Source organism: Pirellulales bacterium (assembly GCA_033762255.1).
GTDB lineage: Bacteria > Planctomycetota > Planctomycetia > Pirellulales > JALHPA01 > JANRLT01.
In genome coordinates, this window is record JANRLT010000030.1 from 1 (window position 1) to 24,048 (window position 24,048).

22 protein-coding genes are annotated in these 24,048 nt (G+C 55.9%); 12 read left to right on the forward strand and 10 right to left on the reverse strand.

The genetic code is table 11. The features are described 5' to 3' along the window. Positions 1 to 366 (forward strand): sigma-70 family RNA polymerase sigma factor (locus tag SFX18_09135; GenBank protein MDX1963304.1); only part of this gene is annotated, 366 nt, incomplete at its 5' end. Positions 367 to 464: 98 nt separating this feature from the next. Here SFX18_09135 and SFX18_09140 read toward each other — a convergent pair. Then, positions 465 to 797, reverse strand: coding sequence for a nucleotide pyrophosphohydrolase (locus SFX18_09140; GenBank protein MDX1963305.1), 333 nt, complete (start codon positions 795 to 797; stop codon positions 465 to 467). 170 nt (positions 798 to 967) lie between these two features. Between SFX18_09140 and pepT the strand changes: the two genes are divergently transcribed. The 7 genes from pepT (at position 968) to SFX18_09175 (ending at position 7,203) form a co-directional block, all read left to right on the forward strand. Beyond that, positions 968 to 2,257 carry a peptidase T gene (gene pepT / locus SFX18_09145; GenBank protein ID MDX1963306.1) on the forward strand — a complete coding sequence of 430 codons (1,290 nt, stop codon included), beginning with the start codon at positions 968 to 970 and terminating at the stop codon, positions 2,255 to 2,257. Between the two features lie 73 nt (positions 2,258 to 2,330). Then, on the forward strand, positions 2,331 to 3,131 hold the full coding sequence (locus SFX18_09150) for a cupin domain-containing protein (GenBank protein ID MDX1963307.1): 801 nt from the start codon (positions 2,331 to 2,333) through the stop codon (positions 3,129 to 3,131). 18 nt (positions 3,132 to 3,149) lie between these two features. Beyond that, positions 3,150 to 4,022: a hypothetical protein gene (locus tag SFX18_09155; GenBank protein ID MDX1963308.1), complete on the forward strand. Its 873-nt coding sequence runs from the start codon at positions 3,150 to 3,152 to the stop codon at positions 4,020 to 4,022. Positions 4,023 to 4,386: 364 nt separating this feature from the next. After that, the gene (locus SFX18_09160; protein ID MDX1963309.1) at positions 4,387 to 5,244 is read left to right on the forward strand and encodes an FHA domain-containing protein; all 858 of its coding nucleotides are present in this window, start codon (positions 4,387 to 4,389) and stop codon (positions 5,242 to 5,244) included. Positions 5,245 to 5,270: 26 nt separating this feature from the next. Continuing rightward, on the forward strand, positions 5,271 to 5,534 hold the full coding sequence (locus SFX18_09165) for a hypothetical protein (GenBank protein MDX1963310.1): 264 nt from the start codon (positions 5,271 to 5,273) through the stop codon (positions 5,532 to 5,534). Positions 5,535 to 5,744: 210 nt separating this feature from the next. Further along, entirely contained in the window at positions 5,745 to 6,326 is a 582-nt protein-coding gene (locus tag SFX18_09170; protein ID MDX1963311.1) for an RNA polymerase sigma factor, read from the forward strand. Continuing rightward, positions 6,307 to 7,203: a hypothetical protein gene (locus SFX18_09175; GenBank protein ID MDX1963312.1), complete on the forward strand. Its 897-nt coding sequence runs from the start codon at positions 6,307 to 6,309 to the stop codon at positions 7,201 to 7,203. Before SFX18_09170 ends, SFX18_09175 begins: the two co-directional genes overlap by 20 nt. Positions 7,204 to 7,216: 13 nt before the next feature. Here the strand turns inward: SFX18_09175 and SFX18_09180 are convergent, their stop codons facing one another. From SFX18_09180 to SFX18_09215, 8 genes are all read right to left on the reverse strand, one after another. Then, positions 7,217 to 8,872 carry a SpoIIE family protein phosphatase gene (locus SFX18_09180; GenBank protein ID MDX1963313.1) on the reverse strand — a complete coding sequence of 552 codons (1,656 nt, stop codon included), beginning with the start codon at positions 8,870 to 8,872 and terminating at the stop codon, positions 7,217 to 7,219. 373 nt (positions 8,873 to 9,245) lie between these two features. Then, positions 9,246 to 9,665: a DUF423 domain-containing protein gene (locus SFX18_09185; GenBank protein MDX1963314.1), complete on the reverse strand. Its 420-nt coding sequence runs from the start codon at positions 9,663 to 9,665 to the stop codon at positions 9,246 to 9,248. Between the two features lie 242 nt (positions 9,666 to 9,907). Then, positions 9,908 to 13,474, reverse strand: coding sequence for a hypothetical protein (locus SFX18_09190; GenBank protein MDX1963315.1), 3,567 nt, complete (start codon positions 13,472 to 13,474; stop codon positions 9,908 to 9,910). 362 nt (positions 13,475 to 13,836) lie between these two features. Then, on the reverse strand, positions 13,837 to 15,639 hold the full coding sequence (lepA, locus tag SFX18_09195; GenBank protein ID MDX1963316.1) for a translation elongation factor 4: 1,803 nt from the start codon (positions 15,637 to 15,639) through the stop codon (positions 13,837 to 13,839). Positions 15,640 to 15,692: 53 nt separating this feature from the next. Beyond that, positions 15,693 to 16,052 (reverse strand): four helix bundle protein, encoded by a 360-nt coding sequence (locus SFX18_09200; protein MDX1963317.1) that lies wholly within the window; start codon positions 16,050 to 16,052, stop codon positions 15,693 to 15,695. A gap of 83 nt (positions 16,053 to 16,135) precedes the next feature. After that, positions 16,136 to 17,182, reverse strand: a complete 1,047-nt coding sequence (locus SFX18_09205) for an ROK family protein (protein ID MDX1963318.1) — start codon at positions 17,180 to 17,182, stop codon at positions 16,136 to 16,138. Positions 17,183 to 17,294: 112 nt separating this feature from the next. Beyond that, positions 17,295 to 18,572, reverse strand: a complete 1,278-nt coding sequence (gene serS, locus SFX18_09210) for a serine--tRNA ligase (protein ID MDX1963319.1) — start codon at positions 18,570 to 18,572, stop codon at positions 17,295 to 17,297. A gap of 82 nt (positions 18,573 to 18,654) precedes the next feature. Then, entirely contained in the window at positions 18,655 to 20,046 is a 1,392-nt protein-coding gene (locus SFX18_09215) for a dipeptidase (protein ID MDX1963320.1), read from the reverse strand. Positions 20,047 to 20,221: 175 nt separating this feature from the next. Between SFX18_09215 and SFX18_09220 the strand changes: the two genes are divergently transcribed. Both SFX18_09220 and mtaB read left to right on the forward strand, forming a co-directional pair. Beyond that, positions 20,222 to 20,623, forward strand: coding sequence for an ATP-dependent Clp protease adaptor ClpS (locus SFX18_09220; protein ID MDX1963321.1), 402 nt, complete (start codon positions 20,222 to 20,224; stop codon positions 20,621 to 20,623). 29 nt (positions 20,624 to 20,652) lie between these two features. After that, on the forward strand, positions 20,653 to 21,954 hold the full coding sequence (mtaB, locus tag SFX18_09225) for a tRNA (N(6)-L-threonylcarbamoyladenosine(37)-C(2))-methylthiotransferase MtaB (protein ID MDX1963322.1): 1,302 nt from the start codon (positions 20,653 to 20,655) through the stop codon (positions 21,952 to 21,954). Positions 21,955 to 22,076: 122 nt separating this feature from the next. On the opposite strand, the gene SFX18_09230 is transcribed toward mtaB, so the two are convergent. After that, complete coding sequence (locus SFX18_09230) at positions 22,077 to 22,391, reverse strand: hypothetical protein (protein MDX1963323.1); 315 nt, start codon at positions 22,389 to 22,391, stop codon at positions 22,077 to 22,079. Here SFX18_09230 and SFX18_09235 point away from each other — a divergent pair. Together SFX18_09235 and SFX18_09240 are read left to right on the forward strand one after the other, a co-directional pair. Beyond that, on the forward strand, positions 22,390 to 23,661 hold the full coding sequence (locus tag SFX18_09235) for a beta-ketoacyl-[acyl-carrier-protein] synthase family protein (GenBank protein MDX1963324.1): 1,272 nt from the start codon (positions 22,390 to 22,392) through the stop codon (positions 23,659 to 23,661). The two genes, SFX18_09230 and SFX18_09235, sit on opposite strands and share 2 nt — an antisense overlap. Before the next feature lie 85 nt (positions 23,662 to 23,746). Beyond that, a complete protein-coding gene (locus SFX18_09240) occupies positions 23,747 to 24,001 on the forward strand; it encodes an acyl carrier protein (protein MDX1963325.1) in 255 nt (84 codons plus the stop codon). Positions 24,002 to 24,048: the final 47 nt, after the last annotated feature.

Sequence of the window (24,048 nt, forward strand, 5' to 3'; positions counted from 1 at the left end):
TGGGCGATCATGAAAAACTTTGCCCGGTCTATTCCCGACGAAATCAAGCACAAGGATCGTTTTCGCACGGCCACCTCCGAAATATTTTTGTCGACGGAGGACCTGCGGAACCAGTCAATCGAACAAGAAGCCGAGCAAAACCAACGCCAGGCCCAAATCAAGAAAATTTTGGAAACCCTGGACGAACGAGAAGCCAAAATCATTATCAGCCGGTTCGGGTTGGATCATTCCCAGGAATCTCTGACATTGAAGGAAGTGGGAGAAGAAATGGGCGTGACCAAGGAACGGGTCCGCCAGATAGAGGCCCGCGCCCTGAGTAAGCTTCGCCAAGCGGCGGAGGCGGAACATATCGACGTGCCGAATTAAAGGTGCCCATACGGCTGCGGATGCCGCGCACATAACGCGTGGCAGATAGGCTACTCAGCTGCATGATTGCCGCAACGCTCCCCGGATACAAATCCGCTTCATGCCACGGGGGGATATTTGACCGCGTTTTTTAGCATCTTTTTACGCAAGGTCTCGCTCAGGTCCAATTCCAGCGCGTTGGCCAGGGCCAATACATAGGCCAGCACATCGGCCACTTCCTCGCCAATATCCGCCAGTTTCGCGGGCTGCTCCTTAACAGCGCGGGATTCGGCCACTTCCACCCATTGAAAGTGCTCCATCAATTCCGCCGCCTCAATCGCGATCGACATAACCAGGTTTTTGGGTGAGTGGAATTTTTCCCACTGGCGTTCCGCCACAAAAGCGCGCATTAACGCGCGCAAATCCGCGATGGTGGTGGTGTTATCGGACATTGATATAACCGGGGTAATGGAATGATGTGAGGGGGAAAGCCCGCCTATCGCGGAAAGGAACCGGTGTTGGTTGGCTAGGCCCCCGATTCGCCGTATAATACGGCTTTATTGCCAGGATCAGCAAGCTGGACTTGGCTACCCCGCCCCCATCCGCCTCTTTATCATCATCCATGCCCTCCTCCGCGCCGCTGACCGGCTATCAATACCCGATCACTTCCCAACGTTTGCTGGAACGGTTTATCCGGTATGTGAAAATTGATTCGACCGCGGACGAAAACTCCCCCACTGTTCCGACCACCCCCGGACAATTGGAGATGGGTCGCCTCTTGTGCGCGGAACTGCGGAAAATGGGTTTGCAGGATGCCAACCAAAGCCCCCAGGGCGTGGTTACCGCCACTATCCCCGCCACCTTACCCCCTGGCGACGCGTCACGCATTCCCGTGGTGGCATTTAATAGCCATGTGGATACCTCTCCCGAGGCGAGCGGGAAAAATATTCAACCGCAGTTGCATGTCAACTATGCCGGCGGAGATATCCGCTTGCCCGCCGGGCCGGTGATTACCCTGGCCGAACATCCCGAACTGGCGGACTTAATTGGCGATACCATCATCACCAGCGATGGCTCGACGCTGTTGGGGTCGGACGATAAGTCCGGCGTGGCGGTGATCATGGAGCTGGCCCAGTGGCTGGTTGAGCATCCGGAGATATTGCATGGCGACATCCGGGTATTATTTACCTGTGATGAGGAAATCGGCCATGGCGTGGATCATGTGGACCTGAAGTCCCTGGCGGCGGATGTGGCTTACACTTTGGACGGGAGGGGGCGCGATGAAATAGAAAACGAGACGTTTTCGGCGGATTTGGCCATTGTCAACATTCGCGGCGTTAACACGCATCCCTCTATTGGCAAGGGGCGCATGGTTAACGCTATCCGCGCGGCGGGATTTTTTTTGCGGCAACTCCCCCAAGATCGCCACTCCCCCGAAACGACCGCCGAGCGCCAGGGTTTTTTGCACCCTTATGCCATTTACGGCGGCGTGGCGGAAACCGAGCTAAAAATCATCTTGCGAGATTTTCATACCCCCCAACTGGCGGTTTGGGCGGAAATGCTCGCCACAGCCGCCACCGCGACTGAGCGGGAATTTGCCGGAACGACCGTGGAAGTAAAAATTGTCAAACAATATCGCAATATGGCCGATGGACTGGCAAAAGAACCACGGGCGGTCGAATTGGCCGAGCGGGCCTTGCACAATTTGGGCCGCACGCCCCGGTTGGGTTCGATTCGAGGAGGGACAGACGGCGCCCACTTGACAGAACAGGGCCTTCCCACGCCAAACTTGAGCACGGGCGAACATAATCCGCATTCTCCGTTAGAATGGTCCAGCTTGCACGAGATGTGCCTGGCCGTGGAAATGCTGATAGAATTAGTGCAGTTGTGGGGGCGGGAGCGAAAGACCTAATAGAGAATCTGCCGCGGTTCGCAATCTTGACTGGGATTTTTTCAAGGGCTTCAAGGAAAGTAGGGAAAGTGCCATGAGCTCGCGACGCGAATTTATCGCACATGTTGGCACCATCGGCAGCGCTTTGGCGGTCGGAGCTAGCCTGCCAGGCGTTAGTCAGGGCCAAGACACGGGTACGCCGGAACTTCCGAAACAGCCCTTGCCAGAAACCGATTCCCCTGCCACATCACCCAACTCAACACAAACCAATCCGGCGCCAACCAATTCACCACAGGCCAACACTTCTCCCGGGGCGGAATCCCCCGCGATCACTCCGCCGTCCGAAACAACTCCCGCGACTCCCCCGGCGGATTTGACGCTTCCCAAATCACCGACACCGCCGCAAGATCCTGCCACCGAAGCAAAAAACGTCCATTTAGTAAAAGCAAACGAGGGAAATGCCGTCTGGTTGTTAGGCACTTTGGTGCGAATAAAGGCCATGTGCGGAGAAACCGCCGGTTGCTGCGCCAGTTGGGAGCAAGTGATCTATCCGGGCGCGGGAATTCCCTCGCATCTTCATACTCGCGAAATAGAAACTTGGTATCTGCTGGAAGGAGAATTGGAATGGCATGTGGGGGATAAAAGCTATACGGCACAGGGAGGGGATTTTTTAAGTTTGCCACGCAATGTGCCGCACCACTTTTCCAATAAATCGGCCAACCCCGCCCGCATGTTAGTAACATACGCCCCCGCAAATTTTGAAAGTTGGCTGCTGGAAGTGGGCCAGCCAGCGGCCAACCCCCTGGCCGATCCACCGGCCATTACCGCCGAGGAACTTAAAAAAGCGGTGGCCGCCGCCGAAAAATACGGCGTAAAATTTACTCCGCTCCGTTAACCATATCAACCAGAGCCGATGTCTGAATTTCCGTTGCTGGTGGACGAACCGCGGTGCGGCATAGCCAACATGGCGCGGGATCAGGCGCTTTTGGAAATTGTGGCATCCGGGGTGCTTCCCGGCGTATTGCGGTTCTATCAGTGGCAACCAGCGACGTTGTCGTTGGGATATTTTCAAGCTTATGCCGCGCGGCAAGACCACCTCCCCTCGTTGGCGTGCCCTATTGTCCGCCGCGCTAGCGGTGGCGGGGCTATTCTTCATGACCAAGAACTGACCTACTCCCTAGTATTGGCCGCCGATCATCCCCTCGCCCGCGACACCCCCAAACTGTATCGCGCGGTCCATCAGGCTTTGTGTGATGTCCTGGCCAATCTGTACCATGTTACCGCAATAATTTGGGGAGATTTTCCCTTATTGCCCCCCGTTCAACCGAGCAAAACTGCCCATCCCCAACCGTCTGATACAGCTCCCCCGTTCTTATGTTTTTTGCGACGTAGCCCAGGAGACGTGGTCCTGGTTAGGCCAGAATCCCCCCCGCTTACTACTGATCTGCGGCTACCCGCAAAACCTTTTTATGCCCCGGCTGCGGGACCAACGTTAAAAACCGACAAGATCCTAGGCAGCGCGCAACGACGTCGCGACGGAGCAGTGTTACAGCATGGGAGTTTACTTTTAGGTCAATCAAAATTTGCTCCTGAATTACCTGGATTAGCGGAGTTAACGGGCCAAAGGATCGCGATAACGGAACTCATTAATGCCTGGAGCACAAAATTACTCGCCATCTTAGGGATGGACAGGTTTTCGCCCGCCCAGCTGTCTATGGAGTATACGGCTGCCTACGGCGTAGCCTGGGAAAAGTTTGCCGCGCAGGAGTGGTTGCAGACGCGTTAGAGTGGCGGTTTTTTCTAAGATTTCGCGGATTATTAGCAAAATTTTTGACGAAAATCCAAATTGTGGATAAGATATTTATTGGGGGAAGGCAAATTAAGTCCGTTGGAGTGCGGGATTATTCTTGCCGGAGTCGATCACACCCAATCTGTTTCAAAATTATTAGTATTTTGTTACGGATGATTGGTATTTCATCTTTTCTTATTCATGTGATTGACCAACGGTTAGAAATTCATTACACCAATAGTCACTTCATTTGCTGTTTCTACCAGGAGTGTTTTTTGTAGCCGATACGAAGATTCGTAAGGTGCATTTTTTGCCATAATTTTTTCAGTTGTTAGCCCACCTTTCGGAATCCGAGGATCGTATGGAGTTGACTCTCAAAGTCCTGACAGGAAAGTATTCAGGCCAGGTGATCAAAGTTCACCATGAGAAATTTTTGATTGGTCGCGGTGAGCAATGTCATTTGCGTCCCCATAGTGATGCCATCAGCCGCCAGCATTGCGCGCTCAGCCAGCGTGGAGCTGATGTGATTGTCGAAGATCTGGGAAGTCGCAATGGCACCATTGTCAACGGCGAAAAGATCACCGGCCCAACGGTGATTCATTCTGGTGACCAACTAATCATAGGCCAGTTGGTGTTTGAAGTAGTAATGCCTCTGGTGCGCAAGACCAGCGCCCCCACGGGAGACACCGTGTCTTCCACGGCCAAGGTTGACACCACCTCCATGAAGCCAGCCGCGGCTCCCCCCGCCAGTCCCCCTGCGCAGGGCGTTCCCGCGACCAAGCCTGTCGCGGTGGATCCCGCTCCTGGAATTGCCGCTTCCGCTGTTCCCAAGCCCGCGCAACCCTTAAAGCCAGCCGAACCGGGCCTTGCCGCGGCCAAACTACCCAAGGTGCGTAGCATTGACGATGTGGCGCAGCGGGTTACCGCCAAAAAAGGGGATCCCGAAGATCAGGATATTTCCGACTGGCTCATGGCCGATGACCTGGAAAGTTTAACGGACACGCGTACCATTCAAATAACGTCCACGCAGCAGATGGAGTTACTGAATGCCGCCGATGACACCGTGAACGAAACGGGTAACATGAGCGACAGCAAAGCCGCGAACAAAAAAGAAAAAGTTTACGGCAAACTCCCTCCCGTGCCCAAGCCGGCCAATGCGGCTAAAGATAGCCGTGAAGCGGCTGCTGAGGCCCTGCGTAAAATGATGAAAAATCGTTGATTATTTCCACCCGCGAGGAATGATCTTTGAGTGCCAAAAATCGCTTGCCAGCGGCCACTCCCCCTGCATCAGCGACCCGTTTGTTGGGCGTCGCGTTTGACGCTCGGGATGGCCACAAACGCCTGACACGCGGAGAAAGTTTTACCCTGGTGGGGGGGTCCGAGGAAACTCACGCCACCATGCAAGAAGCCACGATTAAACTGACCGAAAAGTTGTCGGATCGGGGGAAACGTCTGGCCGACGCTAGTCCCGCCGAAATTTGTGATATTTTGCACGATGTGTTAAAGTAATTTAGACTCTCCGCCGGAGTATTCTTTTTTCCTTAGGGATGCTCTCAGGTAAAAATCAGCCAGAAACGCGGTATTCGCCCCAAGAAACCTATGCCGCCACGGAATACCCGGTGGTAAGGTGAGTGGTATGGATGGGAAAAAATACTTCTCTAGGCTGAAACAACTCCGTACCCGCTTGAGTATTTCTATTTGTACTTCGCGCGTGGAATCATGCCTGAATTGGGCGAAAACAGCGATCTGCTTCGATTGGTCGAACAATGCCTGGCAGGGAATTCCCTGGCTGTCAGAGACTTCGTTTCCAAGTATCAGGGGCCGATCTTTGGGCTGTGCTATCGCATGCTCACCCATCGTCAGGATGCCGAGGACATGACCCAGGAAACCCTGGTGCGGGCCATTCGGGCCTTACACCAGTGGGACCGGACCCGCGACATATTACCTTGGTTATTTTCCATTGCGGGTAACCGCTGCCGAAGTTTATTGACCAAACGCAAGAACCGCTCCGTGCGGGAATTGCCGATAGAGCAAGTGGCGGCCGAACCCGATCGCGAGGATGCCGCCCGCAATCTGGGCGAAGAGCTGGACCGCTCTTTGGCTTTGGTTCGGCCGGAATTTCGCCAAGCGTTTTTGCTCTTTCATGAGCAAGAACTTAGCTATGCCCAGATTGGCGAGATATTGGATTGTCCGTTGGGAACGGTCAAAACTTGGATACATCGGGCACGGAAGGAAATCATCGAGGATTTACGAAAACGGGATGTATTGACCGAGGCGAATTATGCAGTGCGTCGAGTTTGAACAATTGTGGAATGAGGCGTTGGACAATCGGGGTAATCCGCGCGAATTGGCGTCTTTGCAATCCCACGCGACGCTTTGTCCCGCTTGTGCCGAATTACTTTTAGGTAGTGACGCGATCTTAACCGTCTTTTCGCGGAGGACCGCTTCCCCGACCTCTCGTCCGGTCTTAACCGCTCCGGTTGCCTTTACAGAACGGGCATTGGACGCTTGGTTATTGGCGGAACAGACCGCCAGCGCCGAAGCTCCCGCGGACACCTTCCCCCTGTGCGATTTGGTTACCCAACATGGTTCGGTCGGCGGTTCCCCGGTCATGCCTATGGCGGCGACTATCTCTCGCCCGCGGCGTCATCGGTGGGTCGCCGGCTGGTGGGTAGCGGGGGGAACGATCGCCGCGGCCCTAGCCGCTGTGGCGGCATTTAGTATCCCCACGGGTAATCCGGATCGCGTGGCAGACCATCCAACTCCCGCGCTCGTTACCGTACAGCCATCTCATCAACCGTTGCATCCTCTGGACAAACCGCGGCCAAACGGGCTGGAGCAACCCTCCCCACATTCCCCGGTCGCTCCGGTTCCACCTCTGGTAAGCGCCACACCAGCGACCGATCCCACCGACTCTCCCGGCGGAAATCGGCACCCTTCTCAACTTACGTGGTCCAGCAGTCTTGCCCTGAGCGGGCGTTTACAACCCCAACGTGTGACTTGGGTCGGTTATGAAATGGCCGACCGTATCAAACCCGTGACAAATGGCATGTCGGCGGCTATCGATAGCCTTAAAAAGCCGTTGGGCAAATCGAACGAAATGCACATGTCCCCCGATCTAGATCAACGCCCCCAGGGCTGGAACCTGAATCGATCGGGATTGGCCGATTTTGCCTAAACCCGGATTATATTTATTTTTCCCGGCGGATAACAATCAACGATAAATCGTGCCGGGCGATATTATATTCTCCAGAGCGCAGATTCCCCTGGATTCTTTCCAAGGTTTGCTGGGCGGTGCGGCGGGAATCGACCGTCGGGGCCACATTTCTCAGTAGTTCCGCCAGTTGCAGTGGTTGGCCGTTGTTTCGTGTCACATCCGCCAGCCCTCGATTAAAGCCTAATAGCATCTCGCCCGGCAAAATCAATTGCCGTTGACGTCCCGTTATTAGCTCTTGGCCTATACCCAGGGGTGTCAGCGGTTGCAACAAATTCTGCGGAGGCGCGAGTTCCGCGGATTTGCCGCGCGACTCGGCGTTAGTCAACAACTGCCGATCGATGAGGGTGCTGTCCGGGGGAGACAACTTTGTCGCCAGGGGCCTGCCGGACCAGGTTATTTCGCATTCGCCGGTGCGGGGATCAACAAAGACGAGCAGCGCGCCGGCCCAGTGGTTACCCGCGGACAACCCCAAGAGTGTGTGGTGGCAACGCGCGAGGATTTGCTCGATATTTTCCCGGGGACACCCTTGTTCCAGTTCATACCGCAACATGCCGCGCAGGCTCGCGGCTGTCATCGCCCCCGCCAGGCCTCCTTCGCAGGCGTCCCCCAGCCAGACGGCCAGGCGGCCATCGGGCAGCAACAACCAATCATGAAACGCCCCGCCGATGGGGCCAGCTTGCTCGCTGTGCCCCGCGATGTCCCAACCCGGGACCATTGGCGAAGTCTCGGGGCCGGCGGGGAGCGCGTCGCTGGCGGAATGTTGCCAGACGGCGCGTTCCGCCTGGATGGATGCGTGATCCTGCAACAACGCCGACCGTTCCAGTTCCGCGGCGATGCGCCCCGCGATGATTTCGCACAGGTTGGTTTGCTCGTCCGAAAAATCCCGCGCGTTGTCGGCAAAAACCCACAATGTTCCCAGCGGCACGGTCGGGCTAGAAATAGGCACGCAGACCGCCGCGGCGCATTCCTCGGGCACATTCCAGCGGGTGTGGATTCCCGGGCTATCGATCACCACGGCATGGCCTAAAAGCGCCTCCAAATCGGCCAAGGCTCCGGCCAGCGGTCGAGCCGGTTGGACGCAGCGCTCGGGCGGGAGTCCCCAAGCGCTGCGCAACCGCAACTCGGTGGTGGCGTCATCCAACAGATAAAAGGCGGCAGCCCGGCAACCCAACGCCCGCGCCAACGACTGCAACAGCGATTGCAGCCGCGTGGCAAGCTGGGCGGAATCAGGGGAGCGGGCCACAACGGGGATCGCGGTCGCCAATTCGGCCTCGCGTTCCCATAGCGCCGTGCGCAATTCCCATTCGCGCCGCAATTGTCTGAGGAGACATTCGGCCAGCTTTTCGGCGGACTCTAATGGCATGCGCTTGCGCAAATCGTCCAGCGACGCCGCGTGATCCAGATCAATGCGCAGATACCCGGAAGCCGGATCAACGCCGGGGCACACCTCGGCGGACCACAACAGCTCAACCGTTGGTTTTAACTCTGCCACATAACGGAGCGACCAGCCGGTCACCTGGGAAAATGTGCGACACAATTCCCCGAGACCCGGCAGCTCCGCAAACGCGGGAACTTGCGGGGGCGGTTCCAATAAAGCCAGTTGCAATGCGGGCGAAGCGACGCGCGTCACGGTTTTCTGCTTTGCGATTCAAGGGCGAGCCGAAACCCAATCCTTGGAGTCAGAAACCGCGGCAAATTCACGCAACTTCCGGGTTAGCCTGCTTCCGCCCGCGGGCGAGACAACAGTTGGAGACTTTTTGCGTAAACGGCGTATTTTCGCTAGCATTCCTAGCTAGCGTAAAAAACATCGGCAAAGAGTTTGCCTGATCATCAACAATAACCTAGATTTTCTGTTTTGCGTAAAAACAGCAGATTGCCCAGTTGTTAAATTGGGCACGATCACAACGTTTAACCGTAATGAATACGCTTTCTAGCTAAATCCAGCGCGGCCCGCCGCATGTAAAGGGAGAAATAATTAGCGAATAGACTGATTCCTTACACGGTTATTTTCCCCTCCAACACCAGACCAACCATAATCCCCAACCGGCGAGTTGCAGCACCCCGCCGATTGGCGTGATCGCCCCCAGCCAGCGGATATTGCTCAGGGATAAAATCAGCAAACTGCCGCTAAAAATTAGGCTACCCATCACAAAGCAAACGGCAATCGCTATCGCCCAACCATCCGAGCGGGAAACTGAATCCCTTGCGAACGCATCCTTTCCCGATCCTAAAATACCTAACATCAAGCCGAATAGAATCAGGCCCAGGGCGTGGTACATCAGGTAACGAACGGCGGTTTCAAATGTATCCACCCGTCCGTTGGCGATGAGTAATTCCTGCCAACCATGCGCCCCAAAGGCACCGAGTCCAACAGCCAATCCAGCCAGAATAATTCCACAGCATACGGTAACTTTGGCGATCATGGGGAGGTGAGGGGTTAGGGGCGAGGGACTGGAGACGAAGGGCGAGGGATGGGAGGCGGGAGACGGAAGGCGAGGGGCAGGAGGCGGTAAGATACAATTTGACTGCAAAACAATTCTTAATTCTTCATTTTTAATTCCTAATTTACCAAAAAAATCCCCGCGCTGGATGGCTCCAACGCGGGGACGTGGGGGGTGTTTTTGATCGGGGCTAAAAATTTGTTTTAGCCCCCATGATGATCGGGCTAGGGCGTCGAAGGAGCACCGATCAATTTTTCCTCTTCTTCCTCTTGGATAATGATCCGCGGCGTCACCATCAGCATCAGGCTTTGGGTGGACCGGGCGATACTGACGTTCTTGAACAGGCGGTTGATGTAGGGGATTTTGCTAAGGATCGGAATCCCCAACTCGTCGCGTCCTTCCGCCAGGCGTTTGATCCCGCCCAAGAGCACCGTCCCGCCGTCGGGCACGCTGACCGTGGTAGTCACCGTCACAAACGAGAACGTGGGGAGCTGCACGGTGGTGCCTTCCTCAAATTCGGCCTTTTCAGAGGTTTTAGCCTTGCTGTCGTCCGAGCCGCTGGATGAATCGCTGGATTTGGTCGTGGAGGTCTTGGAACCCTCGAACGTAAATTCTTCGACATCGCCGATCTGGCTAAAGAACGGCACCACGGTCAAGCGGACAAACCGACGGTCATTGCTGACCACCGCCTGGACCGTCAGTGACGTCCCTTCGCTGAGGACCACAATCACCGGTTGTTGGGCGGCGGCAAAGTCCCCCACCACCGGAATCACGCTGGTCACAAAGGGACGCTGCGAAGTGTCTGAGATGAACGCCGACTGACCATTAAACAGCGTCACTTTGGGAGCTTGCAGGATATTACTGCGGGTGTCGCTGACCGCGGCCTGGATCAAAAAGAACGCTTCGATATCGCTCAAGATCGCAAAGCCAAAGCTTCCCGCCGTCGCCGGGTCAAAGGTGATCCCCGCGACCGGCGGCTGCTGCGTCGCATTAAAGCTGCCTTGAGTGAAGGGAATATTGAGGGTCGGCGTCGGCTGGCCGGTCGACCCCAACCCAATAACCGAGCTTGGCCCGATATCGCTATTCAGTCCGGCAAAGGTTACGTTGTCATCAATCGTAAAGTCAAAGTCCACGCCGATCCGTTCAAAGAAATTGTCCGACAGCGTGATAAACCGGACTTCGATCGTGACTTGCAGATCTTGCAACCGACGCAACTGTTGCAGCAGATCGGCGATCTTTTCGTGAACTTCCTGGGTGTTGCTCACCACCAGGGTCAAGTTGGTTTCAAACGGGGCGATCCCCCCCTGGCCGCCGTTTTCCTTCCAGCTATCAGGCTGAACGGTCGTGGTGATCAGTTCAATCAGCGCGTCAAAGTCGGCCTGCGCGCCACCACCCATGCCACCGGGGCCAAAATTCATCGGCTGCATAAAGCCGGTGGCCGGCGGGCCGTTATTTAGGCCGTTATTGTTAAAGGCGTTCTGCTGGATTTGGGCGAGTGTCGAAGGGTGCATCATGGCGTTGGCGGTGTTGCCATCGCCGGCGGCCGCGACCGAGAGCGGGGCGGGTGGGGCAAACCCCGGCAAACTGCGACGACTGCGGTTGGCTTGTTCGTACGCGGTATCCAATCCTCCCACCAATCCCTCGCGTCCCGTGGGAACAAAGTTGGGGATGGGAATGACCAAATCCGCCACGGGGTAACTTTTGGAATAAACCTGCCCGCGGGTCTTTTCCAGACTGGTGATCAGGAGCACGTCGTTTTTGATCACGTAGCCCATCTTGATGGGAGACAAGATCAAATCGAGCGCGCTGACCAGACGGATCTCGTTATTCACCTTTAGCGTTACCGGCTCGTCGCTGGTGACGCCCTCGGCGGCCATACCCTGGGGGTCCAGGTGAATATTGATGTTGGCCGTTTTCTCCAGGTATTCAATGACTGACCGCAACGGCGTTTGTTCAAACTTCATCAGGATCGGCGTATTCAGCTTTTGCTGAATTTCTCGTTCCCGGGGACTGCGGTTTTCGCCGATTTCCTGGTTAAATTTAGTCCGAATATCCGTGAGCTGACGCCATTTGGCTTCGTCGGGATATTTGATCTCGCCGCTAAAGGGAATAGCGCCGATTTCTTGGCTGGCAAACTCCTCAAAAATCGCCCGTTCCTTTTCGTCCCGAATACTTTTCATTAAATCCAACCGCCGCAGCATTTTGGCTTGATTGACCAGTTGTTGCGTGATCAGTTCATCCGGGGCGATCTCTTGGGCTTTCTTGGCCGTGACCTCGGCCTCGGCAAAGCGGTGCTCGTCGATCAGTTTATTAAATTCATCCACCAATAGCACCAGCTTTTCATCGATCTGAATCTTGCGATCGCGCTGGGCGTCCACCGCGTCACGCACGGCTTGGTTCTTTTCGTCCAAGGCCAACTGGGCTTTATTGTTCTCTAAAAACTGCTTGGCCTGCGTCAGGCTGAGGTCCAAGCGGGCTTGAATTTGATCCTTGGTCACCTGGTCCAAACCCGGAGCCGCAGCGTACTTGGCCTTGGCTTCTTCCAGGATTTCAATCGCCCGTTTGGGATCGCGCTTTTCCTCCCACAATTTGCGGGATTCGGTTTGCACGCGGGAGATATCGGCCGAGACTTGTTTGATCAGGATTTGCTGGCTGTTTTCCGCCCCGGTCAAGGTTCCCACGCCGGGCGTGGGGGTCCCCAACGCCGGTCGCGACAGCATTTGCAAGTGGTCCTGTAACCGCGAGCGGGTGTTGGCGTCCAGCTCGTTTTGATACTGATACGCTTCGCGGAACAGCCGCAAGGCCTGATCCGCCTGGCCCGCCTGCAGGGCTTGTTCCCCTTGTTGAATTAACTGCATTCCCTGGCCAGAAGTCGGTTCGGTCGCTTGGGCGGGAATAGCCCCGCGCTGCGGACTGGACAATGTTCCCTGTTGCGGCGTTCCCGGCGGCAGCGTTTCTGGCCGGGGCGATTGCGCGCCAATCGGCGCAGTGCCGGCGTTTAACTGTCCCGGCAAGGGAGCCAGCGTTGCCGGAGCGTTGTAAGTCGCCGGTTGGACACGCGTGGGATCATTAAGGCCGCTGTAGATGGATTGGGTCACGGGTCCGCCGGGGGCCGTTTGAAATCCTCCCGCGTTTTGCACGCCAGGAGTCCCGGCGGGCACGCGCGGCGGTGTATTGGCGGCCGCTAGCGGCTGCATGTTGATCGTGTCATACGGCAACGTCCGGGGAGCGGTCAAACCGTTGTTGGACGTTCCTGACGGAGTCGATCCCGCTGGTTGGCCGGCAACCCCGCCAATGCCATCGGTGGTGTACGCGCTCCCCCCGGTCGGCGGCATTTGCCCCGTGGCGGCGGGATTTATCGGTTGTGGAGCAACACCCACCACCGGCTGGCTGGGGGTGCGATTCAAAAACGGATCGCGAGGGGATTCTTTTCCCATGCCCAGGAATCCGGTTTTGACTGGATCACTGGCATTGACGGGAGTTTGTCGTTTGGCCAGTTCATCCCGTAATTTTTTGGGGGTATCGCCAAAGTGGAGCGCGGAATACTGGGGATTGAGCCGTTCGGCCCGATCGAGGTAGGATTCGGCCGTTTGATAATTTCCGGCATCCAGGGCCTTGCGGGCCTGTTTGAGCAATTCGTCGGCTTCGCGACGAGAGTCACCGGTTTGCGTGGGGATGGCCCGCGCTGTTTGCATCAGTGGCGTCGTCGCGGGCCCGGCGGCGGCGACCGTCAAAGAGCTTAGGCCCGCCATGGCCAGGCTCAGCGCGAACGAGAAAGTGGTCGTTTTCAAACCAGGTTCTCCCTTTGAGGAAACAGGAACTCTCGAGTGTTCCAAATTGAAATAAATTTCACGGGACAGTTTCGGAATTCAGTCATCCATGACCGTCCGAAAAATCCCGATTCACGTGCACGAAACAAGATGAGGGCGAGATAATCCCCGGAGGATTAAGCCCCGTCAAGGGCAGTTTGCCGGGAGTGCCCAAAGAAATGATGAAATTCGAGAAGAAATTACGCTAGCAAGGGTGGGGTGGAGTTTGGTTTTTGGTATTTAGTTTTTGGTGGCTGATACTTAGAGGAACGGAGTTAGTTTTAGGAGGCCGGTAATTGGTACTTCCCACTACCCACTACCCACTCTCCACCACTCACTATCCACTATTCCTCATTGCCCGATTCCAGCACGGCCAGGAACGCCTTTTGCGGGATATCCACGCTGCCGATTGATTTCATCCGCTTTTTCCCTTCGCGCTGCTTGGCCCATAACTTGCGCTTGCGGGTGATATCGCCGCCGTAACATTTGGCGGTGACGTTTTTGCGCATGGCGCTAATGGTTTCGCGGGCAATAACCCGCGTGCCAATGGCCGCCTGAATGGCGATCTCGAACATGTGGCGGTCGATCTCGCCGCGCAGTTTTTTGACAATGGCCCGCCCCCGGCGTTCGGCGTCGCGGCGGTCGCAAATAATCGAAAGCGCGTCGACTTTTTTGCCACCGACCAATATATCCAACCGCACCAAGTCCGCCTCAAAGTAGCCCAGCATCTCGTAATCCATGGTGGCATAACCGCGGGAGACGCTTTTGAGTTTGTCATGCAGGTCGTAGATCACTTCCGCCAGGGGAAGATCAAACGTCAACATGGCACGAATGGGGCTTAGGTATTCCGTCTTCACATAGTGACCCCGGCGATCGGTGCAAAGCTGCATCACCGGGCCAATGACTTCGCTGGGGAGCAAAAAGTTGACCCGCACAATGGGCTGGCGAAATTCCTCAATCTGCCCCGCCTCCGGCACATCCTGGGGATTATGGATCGACAGGGTTTCCCCCGTTTTAGTCACAATTTCATACGTGACATTGGGGGCCGTCTGCACCAAGTCGAGGTCCGACTCGCGCTCCAGCCGCTGCTGGATGATTTCCATGTGCAGCAGACCGAGGAATCCGCATCGAAAACCAAAGCCCAGGGCATCGCTGGTTTCGGGTGAAAATTCAAAGCTGGGGTCGTTGATCGACAGCTTGGTCAGGGAATCGCGGAGGTCTTCGTAGCTTTCGCCATCCGAGGGATACAACCCGCAATAGACCATCCGTTGCGGCGGACGATAGCCGGGCAGCGGCTCCGCCCCCTTGTCGCCGGGAATCGTTACTGTATCGCCAATGCTGACTTCTTGGACGGATTTGATATTACAGATCAAATAACCCACCTGTCCGGCGTTGAGCGACTGGCACGCGCGGCGTTCGGGGACAAACTGGCCTAACTCCAGCACTTCATGGGTGGTCTCGGCCCGGAGCAGGCGGATTTTTTGCCCTTTGGTGACGGTCCCCTGCATGATCCGGATATAGATGATCGCCCCGCGAAAATCATCATAATGGCTGTCAAACACCATTGCTTGCAACGTGGCCGCGGGGTCTCCCTGCGGCGGGGGAACACGTTCCAAAATGGCTTCGAGCAACTCTGGCACGCCTACGCCAGTCTTGCCGGAACAGGCCAGGACTTGCGCGGGATCAATGGCCAGGGATTGTTCGATCTCGGCTTTGACCTCTTCGGGACGGGCGTTTTTGAGGTCGATTTTATTTAGGACCGGCACAATCGCCAGATTGTGCTCGAGCGCGGCGTAAGCGTTGGCCACGGTTTGGGCCTCGACCCCCTGAAACGCGTCGACCAAGAGGATCGCCCCTTCGCAGCACGCCAGGGATCGCGAGACTTCGTAGTGAAAATCGACATGCCCTGGCGTATCGACCAGATTCAGTTCGTACCGCTGGCCCTGGTGCTGGTAGGTCATGCAGACCGCGCGGGCCTTGATGGTAATGCCGCGCATCCGCTCCAGTTCCATGTCGTCCAGCAATTGCTCGCGCATTTCCCTTTTTTCGACCGTTCCCGTTTGCTCGATCAGCCGGTCGGCGAGCGTGCTTTTGCCATGGTCGATATGGGCAATGATCGAAAAATTGCGGATAAAGCGGGGATCCATGAAACGCCCAGCCGGGGTGTGACAAATAGTAAAAACGCATGCCCGGGAGGGCGTTACTTCTTGAATCGCCGCTTGGCGTGACGGATGGACAATTTGATGATTCGGGCCAGGGCGTGTGCCTCGTCCCGCAAATCTTGCAATTTTTCGGCGGATAAAATTTGCGAGTCAATCACCAGATCGCACCACAGTTGCACCTGATCCAGATCCTGCAATGCCAGGGTCAATCGGTGAATAAATAACAACTGCCCCCGGACATAAGTCAAGGTGCTAATTTTGGCGGCCATCCGCGTTCCATTGCGCAAAATCCGTCTCCCCAGCTCGCGGGCGTCCAGCGTCCGGGGGAGTTCGCGGCTCTTTAAAATGATGTGTAAGGCAAATTCCTTGCTCCGCTCTTGGAGGCTTTTTAGTTTCATGATGGTTCACCAGGGAATAGGGGGCCGAATTTGCCAAGCGCGGGCGATTCTGCCATGACAGCCGCTTGCGCCGCGCACAATCATTATTGTGCGATAATTCCGGCTTTTTGGCTAGCCATGCGGGCCACGCCCGCCGCCCCAATATAGCCCGCGTCGCTCCCCAAGAGGGCATAATCAATCACGGATAAACGGGCCTGCACGGGCATGGCGCGGCGGTGGATTTCCCTGCGCACCCGGTCCAAAAACTCTCGCCCCACGGGGTTTTCGTACCCGCCAAACGTCATCGCCCCGCCAATCAGCAAAATCTCGGGATCCACCACGTGCAGCAAGTTTGTCACGCCAATGCCCAAATAGCGGGCCGTGCTTAAAATTTGTTCCCAGGCAAATTCGTCCCCCGCCTCCGCCGCCTGGGCCAGATCCAGCGTGCTAAGATCCGCCCCGGATTGAAATTTTTCCTGCAGCAGACTGGGCCTTCCCACGCCCAGTTCCTCGAGCATCCGTTTTTTTACGGCGGTGGCGCTGCAGTAGGCTTCCAAGTGCCCGCGCTGTCCACAGCCGCACAACCGGGCGTCGTCATGCGCGTCAATGATCATGTGCCCGACCTCGGCGCCAAAGTCGTGCGCTCCGGGGATAATATGCCCGTCGATGACAATTCCTCCCCCCACGCCCGTCCCCAGGGTGATCATCACCAGGCTGGATTGGACTTTTCCCGCGCCAATCCAAAATTCGCCATAAGAAGCCGCGTTGGCGTCATTAGCCAGGACAATCGGCAACCCGGTCAGTTCCCCCAGGGTCTGGCATACGGGGACATTTTCCCACGTGGGCAGGTTATGCGCGGCAATTAGTTTACCCTGTTTCACCTGGATCATGCCGGGAATTCCCACGCCCACGGCGGCCACCTTGTCCCTGGGGCAGTCGATTCCTGTCAGCAACTGCGTGATCGCCTGCGCCAATCGCTGCATCACCGGCACAAAGCCCTCGCGCGGAGTGGTCGGTATGCTGTGATACGCCAATGTCTGACCATGGTCATCCACCAGGCCGATTTTGATCCCCGTGCCGCCAATATCCACGCCCAGATATAAGGGAGTGACAGCCTGGGCCACGGTGGTATGCGGTACCTTGTCGGACATGGTGGAATTTATGGGAAGCGCAAAGTTAAGATAAGGTTGCAAAAATTAGTCGTAGGGCGCTAGCCCACGGTTTGAGCAGGTAAAAAAACGGGTGCAAGCGTCCAGCGGCTGATTAGCCGATTCGCTCCTTGCCTATCCAGGGAATGAGGGGGGCGGGGACGGTAATGCTGCCATCGGCGTTTTGGTAATTTTCCAGAATGGCAATGATGGCCCGGCTAATGGCCACCGCGGTGCCGTTTAGGGTGTGGACGTAGTGGGTCCCTTTTTCCCCTTTTTTGCGATAGCGAATATTCAGCCGCCGGGCCTGATAGTCGGTGCAATTGCTGGTGCTGGTGACCTCGCCATATTCACCCGCCGCGCCGCGGCCGGGCATCCAGGCTTCGAGGTCGAATTTGCGATAAGCCGGCCCCCCCAGGTCCCCGGTGGCTGTATCGACCACGCGGTAAGGGATGCCCAGCCCTTCAAAAATTTCACATTCGAGCTGGCAGAGTTGTTGGTGGAGCTGTTCGCTTTGTTCGGGCGTGGCGTAAGCAAACATCTCGACTTTGGTGAATTGATGCACGCGGTACAGGCCCTTGGACTGGCGGCCCGCGGCTCCCGCCTCGGTCCGGTAACAGTGGCTAATGCCGCAAAGCTTGATGGGCAATTGCTCTTCCTCCAGGATTTGGCCGCTGTACATCCCTCCGAGGGTGATTTCGGCTGTGGCCACCAAATTCAGGTCGCTTTCGGCAATAGAGTAAATTTGTGTTTCTGGCCCACGAGGAATAAACCCCGTCCCGTGAAGGATTTCGGTCTTGGCTAGATCGGGTGTAATGACCGGCGTAAAGCCATGCCGCAACAGCAATTGCACCGCGTATTGTTGCAGCGCCAGTTCCAACAGCACCGCTTCGTTCTTTAAAAAGTAAAAGCCGCTCCCCGCCACCCGCGCTCCCGCCTCAAAATCCAGCAGTTGCAGGTTCTGGCCCAGTTGCACATGATCCAACGGCTGAAACGCAAACGTGCGGGGTTGCTGCGGGCCATGCCGCAATTCCAGGTTGGCCTGGTCGTCATTGCCAATCGGGGCCTGGGGATGCGAGAGATTGGGTATTAACCGCAAAATAGCGTCCGCCTGCTCGGTCAGTTGGTCCAACTCTGCCTGGGCGGCCGTGTGTTGTTCGCGGAGTTGGCGGCCTTGTTCCTTACGGGCCTCTCGTTCGGCGGGATCCTTGGTCGCGCCGATGGATTTACTTACTTCGTTTGCCTGGCGGTTGAGATCATCCAGCTTTTGTTGCTGTTGCTTGCGGGCTTGCTCCAATTGCACGAATTGCTCCACTGCCGCCGGGCTATTGCGCAGGCGGCAGTTTTCGGAGACCAAAGCGGCGTTTTCAACGATAAATTTGCGATCCAGCATGGCGTAAAGGGGGCAAAATGTGAACTAAACAATCAATAAAAAATTTGATGGTACCGAAAGAAGAACCATAAAAAATAGGGGGCTAAACGTTACCCTTGCCGGCGGGACGGGGTAATTTTGCAAATTCCTCCCACAGTGCCGCGCTGGCTCGAATGCCGCGATGATAATCGGCCAGGCTAAATTTTTCATTCGGGCTGTGCATGTTGTCGTCATTTTGTCCCCAGCCTAACAGCAACGTATCCACCCCTAAAATCTCTTTGAAATCACCCACGATGGGGATGGAGCCCCCTTCGCGAATGAAGACCGGCGCCCGGCCAAATCCCTGCTCAATGGCCCGCTGGGCACAGGCCACATAAGGGCTATCCAAAGAGACCAAAACGCCCGGCGCGCCATGAAAATCCGTCAGTTCCCAGGTAATTCCCGCCGGAATCTGCTCGGCAATCCATTCCCGTAAACTGGCGGAAAGCGCGTGCGGATCCTGTCGCGGTACCAAGCGAAAGCTAAATTTAGCACTCGCCCGCGCGGGAAGGACTGTTTTTGCCCCTTCCCCTTGATATCCGCTGGTCAAGCCATTGATATCGCATGTGGGCCTGGCCCAACGCCGTTCCAGGGTGGTATATCCAGCTTCGCCAAACGCCCCAGACACCCCCACTTGTTCAAAAAAAGCTTGGTCCGTAAAAGGCAATTGGGCGTATTCCTGGCGTTCCCGGTCGGTCAGGGGGACCACGGCGTCATAAAAGCCCGGAATCGCCACCCGACCGTGGCTATCGTGCAAATTCCCTAGGATTTTGACAAGCACATTGGCCGGATTGGTAACTCCTCCCCCAAATGTCCCCGAATGCAAATCCTGCCGAGGCCCCGTGAGAGTCAATTCATAATAGGCGATTCCCCGCAGCCCATAAGTAATCGCGGGAAGGTCCGGGGCAAATTGGCTGGTATCGCTAATGACGGCGACATCGCAGGCCAATTCCGAGGCGTGCCGCTGTAAAAATGGGACTAGATTGGGGCTGCCAATTTCCTCTTCCCCTTCGATTAAAAAGATTAAGTTTACCGGCGGCGCGCCCGCCGTGCGGGTCCAGGAGGCGGCGCTTTGGACATGGGTCAAAAACTGTCCCTTGTCATCGGTCGCGCCCCGCGCAAAAAGGTTCCCCTGACGCACCGTCGGCTCAAATGGGGGGGAAATCCATTGCCCTAAGGGATCGGGAGGTTGGACATCATAATGGCCATAAACCAGTACGGTAATCGCCCCGTCGACCGCGGGAGTGCGGGCCAGTACAATAGGGTGGCCAGGGGTGGCGTGAATGGCCGATTGATACCCTAAATCCCTAAAATAACCGTGCAGCCAGTCGGCGGCCCGTTGGATATCCGGCGCGTGGGCGGAAATTGCGCTCACACTGGGGATACGCAACAGTTCGCACAGATCGGCTTCGGCCCGGGGGGCATGTTGGCTAAGATCGGTTTGGATCGCGAGCATTATGTTTTGCATGTTTGTCAAGTAAAGCCCTCGGAGCCAGAAGTCGGGATTTTTTGAAGGGCAAAGCAAATCTGGCCGGTTTGCCACGTTTGCCGCTTTTCGGGCATCCCGCAGTTGACCTATAATACTATAAAATTGTTAAATTGGTTAGTTAAACTTTGATCGGTGATTTACCATGGAACCCCGGCAAATCCACGATGACGAGGGCTTTTCCCAGGCGGGCACGGCAGTCGCCGACGCCCCCCCCGCAGAGACCATCGTCCGTCCGACTAAACTGCCACGAAAAGAGCGGGATCGGCCGCAGCGCCAACCGCGCTATCATGTTATTTTGTGGAATGACGAAGAGCATACTTTTGAGTACGTCATTAAAATGCTGCAGGAATTATTTGGCCACCCCCCGGAAAAAGGTTATCAATTGGCGGAAGAGGTCGACACCAAAGGGAAAGTGATCGTCCTGACCACAACCAAGGAACATGCCGAACTAAAACGCGATCAAATTCACGCTTATGGCAAGGACGACGCCATCCAAGCCTGCCAGGGGTCCATGTCGGCCAGTATCGAACCAGAAACGGGTTAATTTTCCCAGAGAAGGCGTTTATAGTCCCGATGCTTAGTGCCGATCACCCATCCGCCACTCCCCGCCTGCGCACGGTCACCCTGGGTTGCAAAGTCAACCAGTACGAGACCGAATTGGTCCGCCAGGGATTTATCGACGCCGGATATATCGACGCGGTCGACGACCAATTCGCCGATCTTTGCCTGGTCAATACCTGCACCGTCACGCATGAAGGGGATTCTAAAAGCCGCCAAACGATCCGCCAATTGGCCAAACAAAATCCCCACTCCCGAATCGTGGTCATGGGTTGCTACGCCACGCGCGCCCCGGACGAAGTAGCGGCCCTGCCCAATGTCGTGCAAGTGATCACGGATAAGCGAGAGCTGCCGGATCTGCTGGGCCGGTGGGGAGTCGCGGAATTGCCTGGTGGAATTCAGACTTTTTCCCACCATCAGCGGGCTTTTATCAAGGTGCAAGATGGCTGCCTGTTACGCTGCACCTTTTGCATTATTCCCCAAGTTCGTCCCCATGTTATTAGCCGTCCGCCGGAAAGCATTTTGTCAGAGGTGCGGGGACTATTGGCCGCGGGATATCATGAATTTGTGCTGACCGGCATCCACCTGGGGCATTATGGCGTCGAACAAAATGCCGGCAAACCAAAGTCGGAATGGCTGCGGCTTTCTCGGCTATTGCGACAACTTATGGAACTTGACGCGGATCTGCGCATCCGTCTGAGCAGTATCGAATGCACGGAAGTTACGCGCGAATTGATCGATGTATGCGCGGCAAATCCCGTCCGAATCGCTCCGCATTTTCATATTTGTCTGCAAAGTGGTTCCGCCCAGGTCCTCAGGCGCATGGGGCGTCGCTGGGGTCCCGAACGCTTTATCGCCCGTTGTCAGATGCTCCAGCGGGCAATTGATCTGCCCGCGATTACCACGGATATTATCGTGGGTTTTCCCGGAGAAACCGACGCGGATTTTGAAGAGACCTTGGCGGTGGCCCGCGCGGTGGGTTTTGCCAAAATTCACGTTTTTCCCTATAGCCCCCGTCGCGGGACGATCGCGGCAAATTTTACCGATCAAGTGCCCGCGGCGGTCCGCCAAGAACGCGTGGAACGGCTGAATGCGCTGGATGCCGACTTGCGATCGGCTTACCTGGCGAAACTGCGGGGCCATCAACTACGCGTCCTGGTGGAACAACCCGTTTCTGGCCGTCCCGGCTGGGTGTACGGCACGAGTTGCCGATACGCCGTGGTGGAGTGCCCCGGCAACATATCCAGCCAAAAGCAGTTTTTGGATGTGATTGCAAAAGGTATCCAGGGGAGCCGGCTGCAGGGGGATGTAACATAGTCTAAGGGCTGTCATTGCTTTGCTGAAAATTCCCCTGGCTGTTACGACCAGACAACCTGACAGGTGGCCTTGTTAAGTTATTTAGCAGAATCAAGACGCGTAAGACAACGTTGTTTTTTGACCTATGTTCTTATCAATAAAAAACTTAAGGCGAATAAACTCTTTTTGTTACAGGCCGCTATTTTCAGATATCTAAGATTTTCGCTCAATGCACCTTTTGTAGTTAGGTTGCAAAATATGTTTGCCTCATCAAATCCTAACCCTAAATTACCCAAATCGCCAAAATCGCTATTTGCGACCGTTCGCCACCCAAAAGAGGTTCTGGATACCCATTTCGGGTATTTTCCCATAAGCACCGTCCATAGCCGCTTGCTTGTGCCCAGCCTAACCGATACGCTCAATTCTCTTTGCTCATTTTTATAGCTTTCTGTCGCCATGCCCAACCTGCCCCAGCCTGATGATTGGCGTATTGTGATAACGGGTATCGGTTTGACCGCCCCTAATGGCAATTCCCTGGCTGAATTTCGCCAGGCTTTATTAAATGGCCGTTCCGGAGTTTCCCCGTACGAAATTCGCTATATAGGGGCGACCTTGGCGGGGATTTGTCATTTCGACGAACTGCGGTACCAAAAAAAGAAAGATTTGCGTCGCGGTACTCGCGCGGGAAGCATTGCCATTTATTGTGCCCAAGAGGCCTTGGCGGATAGCCGCATCAACTGGGAAAAGCTGGATAAATCGAGGGTAGGAGTCTATTTGGGGATCACGGAGCACGGTAATGTCGAAACCGAGACCGAGGTCTATAATTTATCACAATTCAACTATGACGTGAAATTTTGGACCCACCACCACAACCCCCGGACGGTGGCCAACAATCCCGCGGGCGAGGTGACGCTTAACCTGGGGATTACCGGACCGCACTATACGATCGGGGCGGCCTGCGCGGCGGGAAACGCCGGGCTGATCCAGGGGGCGCAGCAACTGCAATTAGGCGAAATTGACGTGGCGTTTGCGGGTGGGGTCTCGGAAAGTATCCACACTTTTGGTATCTTTGCTGGTTTCCAAAGCCAAGGGGCCTTGGCCAGCCATACCGATCCCGCCCAAGCCAGTCGACCGTTTGATTTGGCCCGGAACGGGATTGTGGTGGCGGAGGGGGGTTGTGTGTACCTGCTGGAGCGGTACCGTGACGCGCTTTCCCGCGGAGCCACCATATATGGCGAATTAGTGGGGTACGCGATCAATAGCGACGCGACCGATCCGGTCTTGCCCAATCCCCAACGGCAGGAAGAATGTGTGCGGGGGGCGTTGCGGCGGGCAAATTTGCGTCCGGAGCAGATCGACATTGTCAGCACGCATGCCACCGGCACGACGGCTGGCGACATCCATGAATGCCAGGCCCTGCGAAATGTGTTTGGTGAGAGCGAAAAAACCTGGATTAACAATACCAAAAGTTTTATCGGCCACGCGATGGGAGCGGCGGGAACCCTGGAGCTGGCTGGTAATTTGCCGTCATTTACTGATCGCCTGGTACACCCCACGATTAACGTCACGCAGCTTGATCCCGAATGTGCCCTCCCGGGGTTGGTCATAAATCAGCCGCGCGAGGTTCCCCAAGTGAATTACATCCTTAATAATTCGTTCGGCATGTTGGGAATCAACTCGGTGGTGATTATCAAGCGCTGGTCCTCCGACGTAAATTCGGGAACTTAGTACATTCCCCCCTGGATGGAAATCACTAGGACTTTATTCATTTTTTTTGACAAGTTACCCGCGAGTTTTTTTGGAGATTTCCGGCATGCAGGCCGCAGCGATACGCAACGTCATTTTGGAGATTTTGTCGGATATTGTGCCCGATGAAGACCTCAGCCAGCTAAACGATAGCGTCGCGTTTCGCGAGCAGATGGAACTGGACAGCATGGACTTTTTGGATATTGTGATGGAGCTGCGCAAGCGTTACCGCATCCAAATCCCCGAGGAGGATTACCCCCACCTGGCCACCATGGCGGGGACCGTCCAGTATTTGGAACCCCTGATGAAGGATATCTCCTAGTCCGTGGTTTCTCCCATCGGTTGTTCGATTACCAGGAGAGCGGATAG

Coding starts and splice junctions, on each gene's coding strand:
- pepT (MDX1963306.1), top strand. CDS start 968: ATGCCCTCCTCCGCGCCGCTGACCGGCTATCAATACCCGATCACTTCC.
- SFX18_09220 (MDX1963321.1), top strand. CDS start 20,222: ATGGAACCCCGGCAAATCCACGATGACGAGGGCTTTTCCCAGGCGGGC.
- SFX18_09230 (MDX1963323.1), bottom strand. CDS start 22,391: ATGGCGACAGAAAGCTATAAAAATGAGCAAAGAGAATTGAGCGTATCG.
- mtaB (MDX1963322.1), top strand. CDS start 20,653: ATGCTTAGTGCCGATCACCCATCCGCCACTCCCCGCCTGCGCACGGTC.
- SFX18_09150 (MDX1963307.1), top strand. CDS start 2,331: ATGAGCTCGCGACGCGAATTTATCGCACATGTTGGCACCATCGGCAGC.
- SFX18_09140 (MDX1963305.1), bottom strand. CDS start 797: ATGTCCGATAACACCACCACCATCGCGGATTTGCGCGCGTTAATGCGC.
- SFX18_09235 (MDX1963324.1), top strand. CDS start 22,390: ATGCCCAACCTGCCCCAGCCTGATGATTGGCGTATTGTGATAACGGGT.
- SFX18_09155 (MDX1963308.1), top strand. CDS start 3,150: ATGTCTGAATTTCCGTTGCTGGTGGACGAACCGCGGTGCGGCATAGCC.
- SFX18_09200 (MDX1963317.1), bottom strand. CDS start 16,052: ATGAAACTAAAAAGCCTCCAAGAGCGGAGCAAGGAATTTGCCTTACAC.
- SFX18_09205 (MDX1963318.1), bottom strand. CDS start 17,182: ATGTCCGACAAGGTACCGCATACCACCGTGGCCCAGGCTGTCACTCCC.
- SFX18_09240 (MDX1963325.1), top strand. CDS start 23,747: ATGCAGGCCGCAGCGATACGCAACGTCATTTTGGAGATTTTGTCGGAT.
- serS (MDX1963319.1), bottom strand. CDS start 18,572: ATGCTGGATCGCAAATTTATCGTTGAAAACGCCGCTTTGGTCTCCGAA.
- SFX18_09215 (MDX1963320.1), bottom strand. CDS start 20,046: ATGCTCGCGATCCAAACCGATCTTAGCCAACATGCCCCCCGGGCCGAA.
- SFX18_09185 (MDX1963314.1), bottom strand. CDS start 9,665: ATGATCGCCAAAGTTACCGTATGCTGTGGAATTATTCTGGCTGGATTG.
- SFX18_09175 (MDX1963312.1), top strand. CDS start 6,307: ATGCAGTGCGTCGAGTTTGAACAATTGTGGAATGAGGCGTTGGACAAT.
- SFX18_09160 (MDX1963309.1), top strand. CDS start 4,387: ATGGAGTTGACTCTCAAAGTCCTGACAGGAAAGTATTCAGGCCAGGTG.
- SFX18_09170 (MDX1963311.1), top strand. CDS start 5,745: ATGCCTGAATTGGGCGAAAACAGCGATCTGCTTCGATTGGTCGAACAA.
- lepA (MDX1963316.1), bottom strand. CDS start 15,639: ATGGATCCCCGCTTTATCCGCAATTTTTCGATCATTGCCCATATCGAC.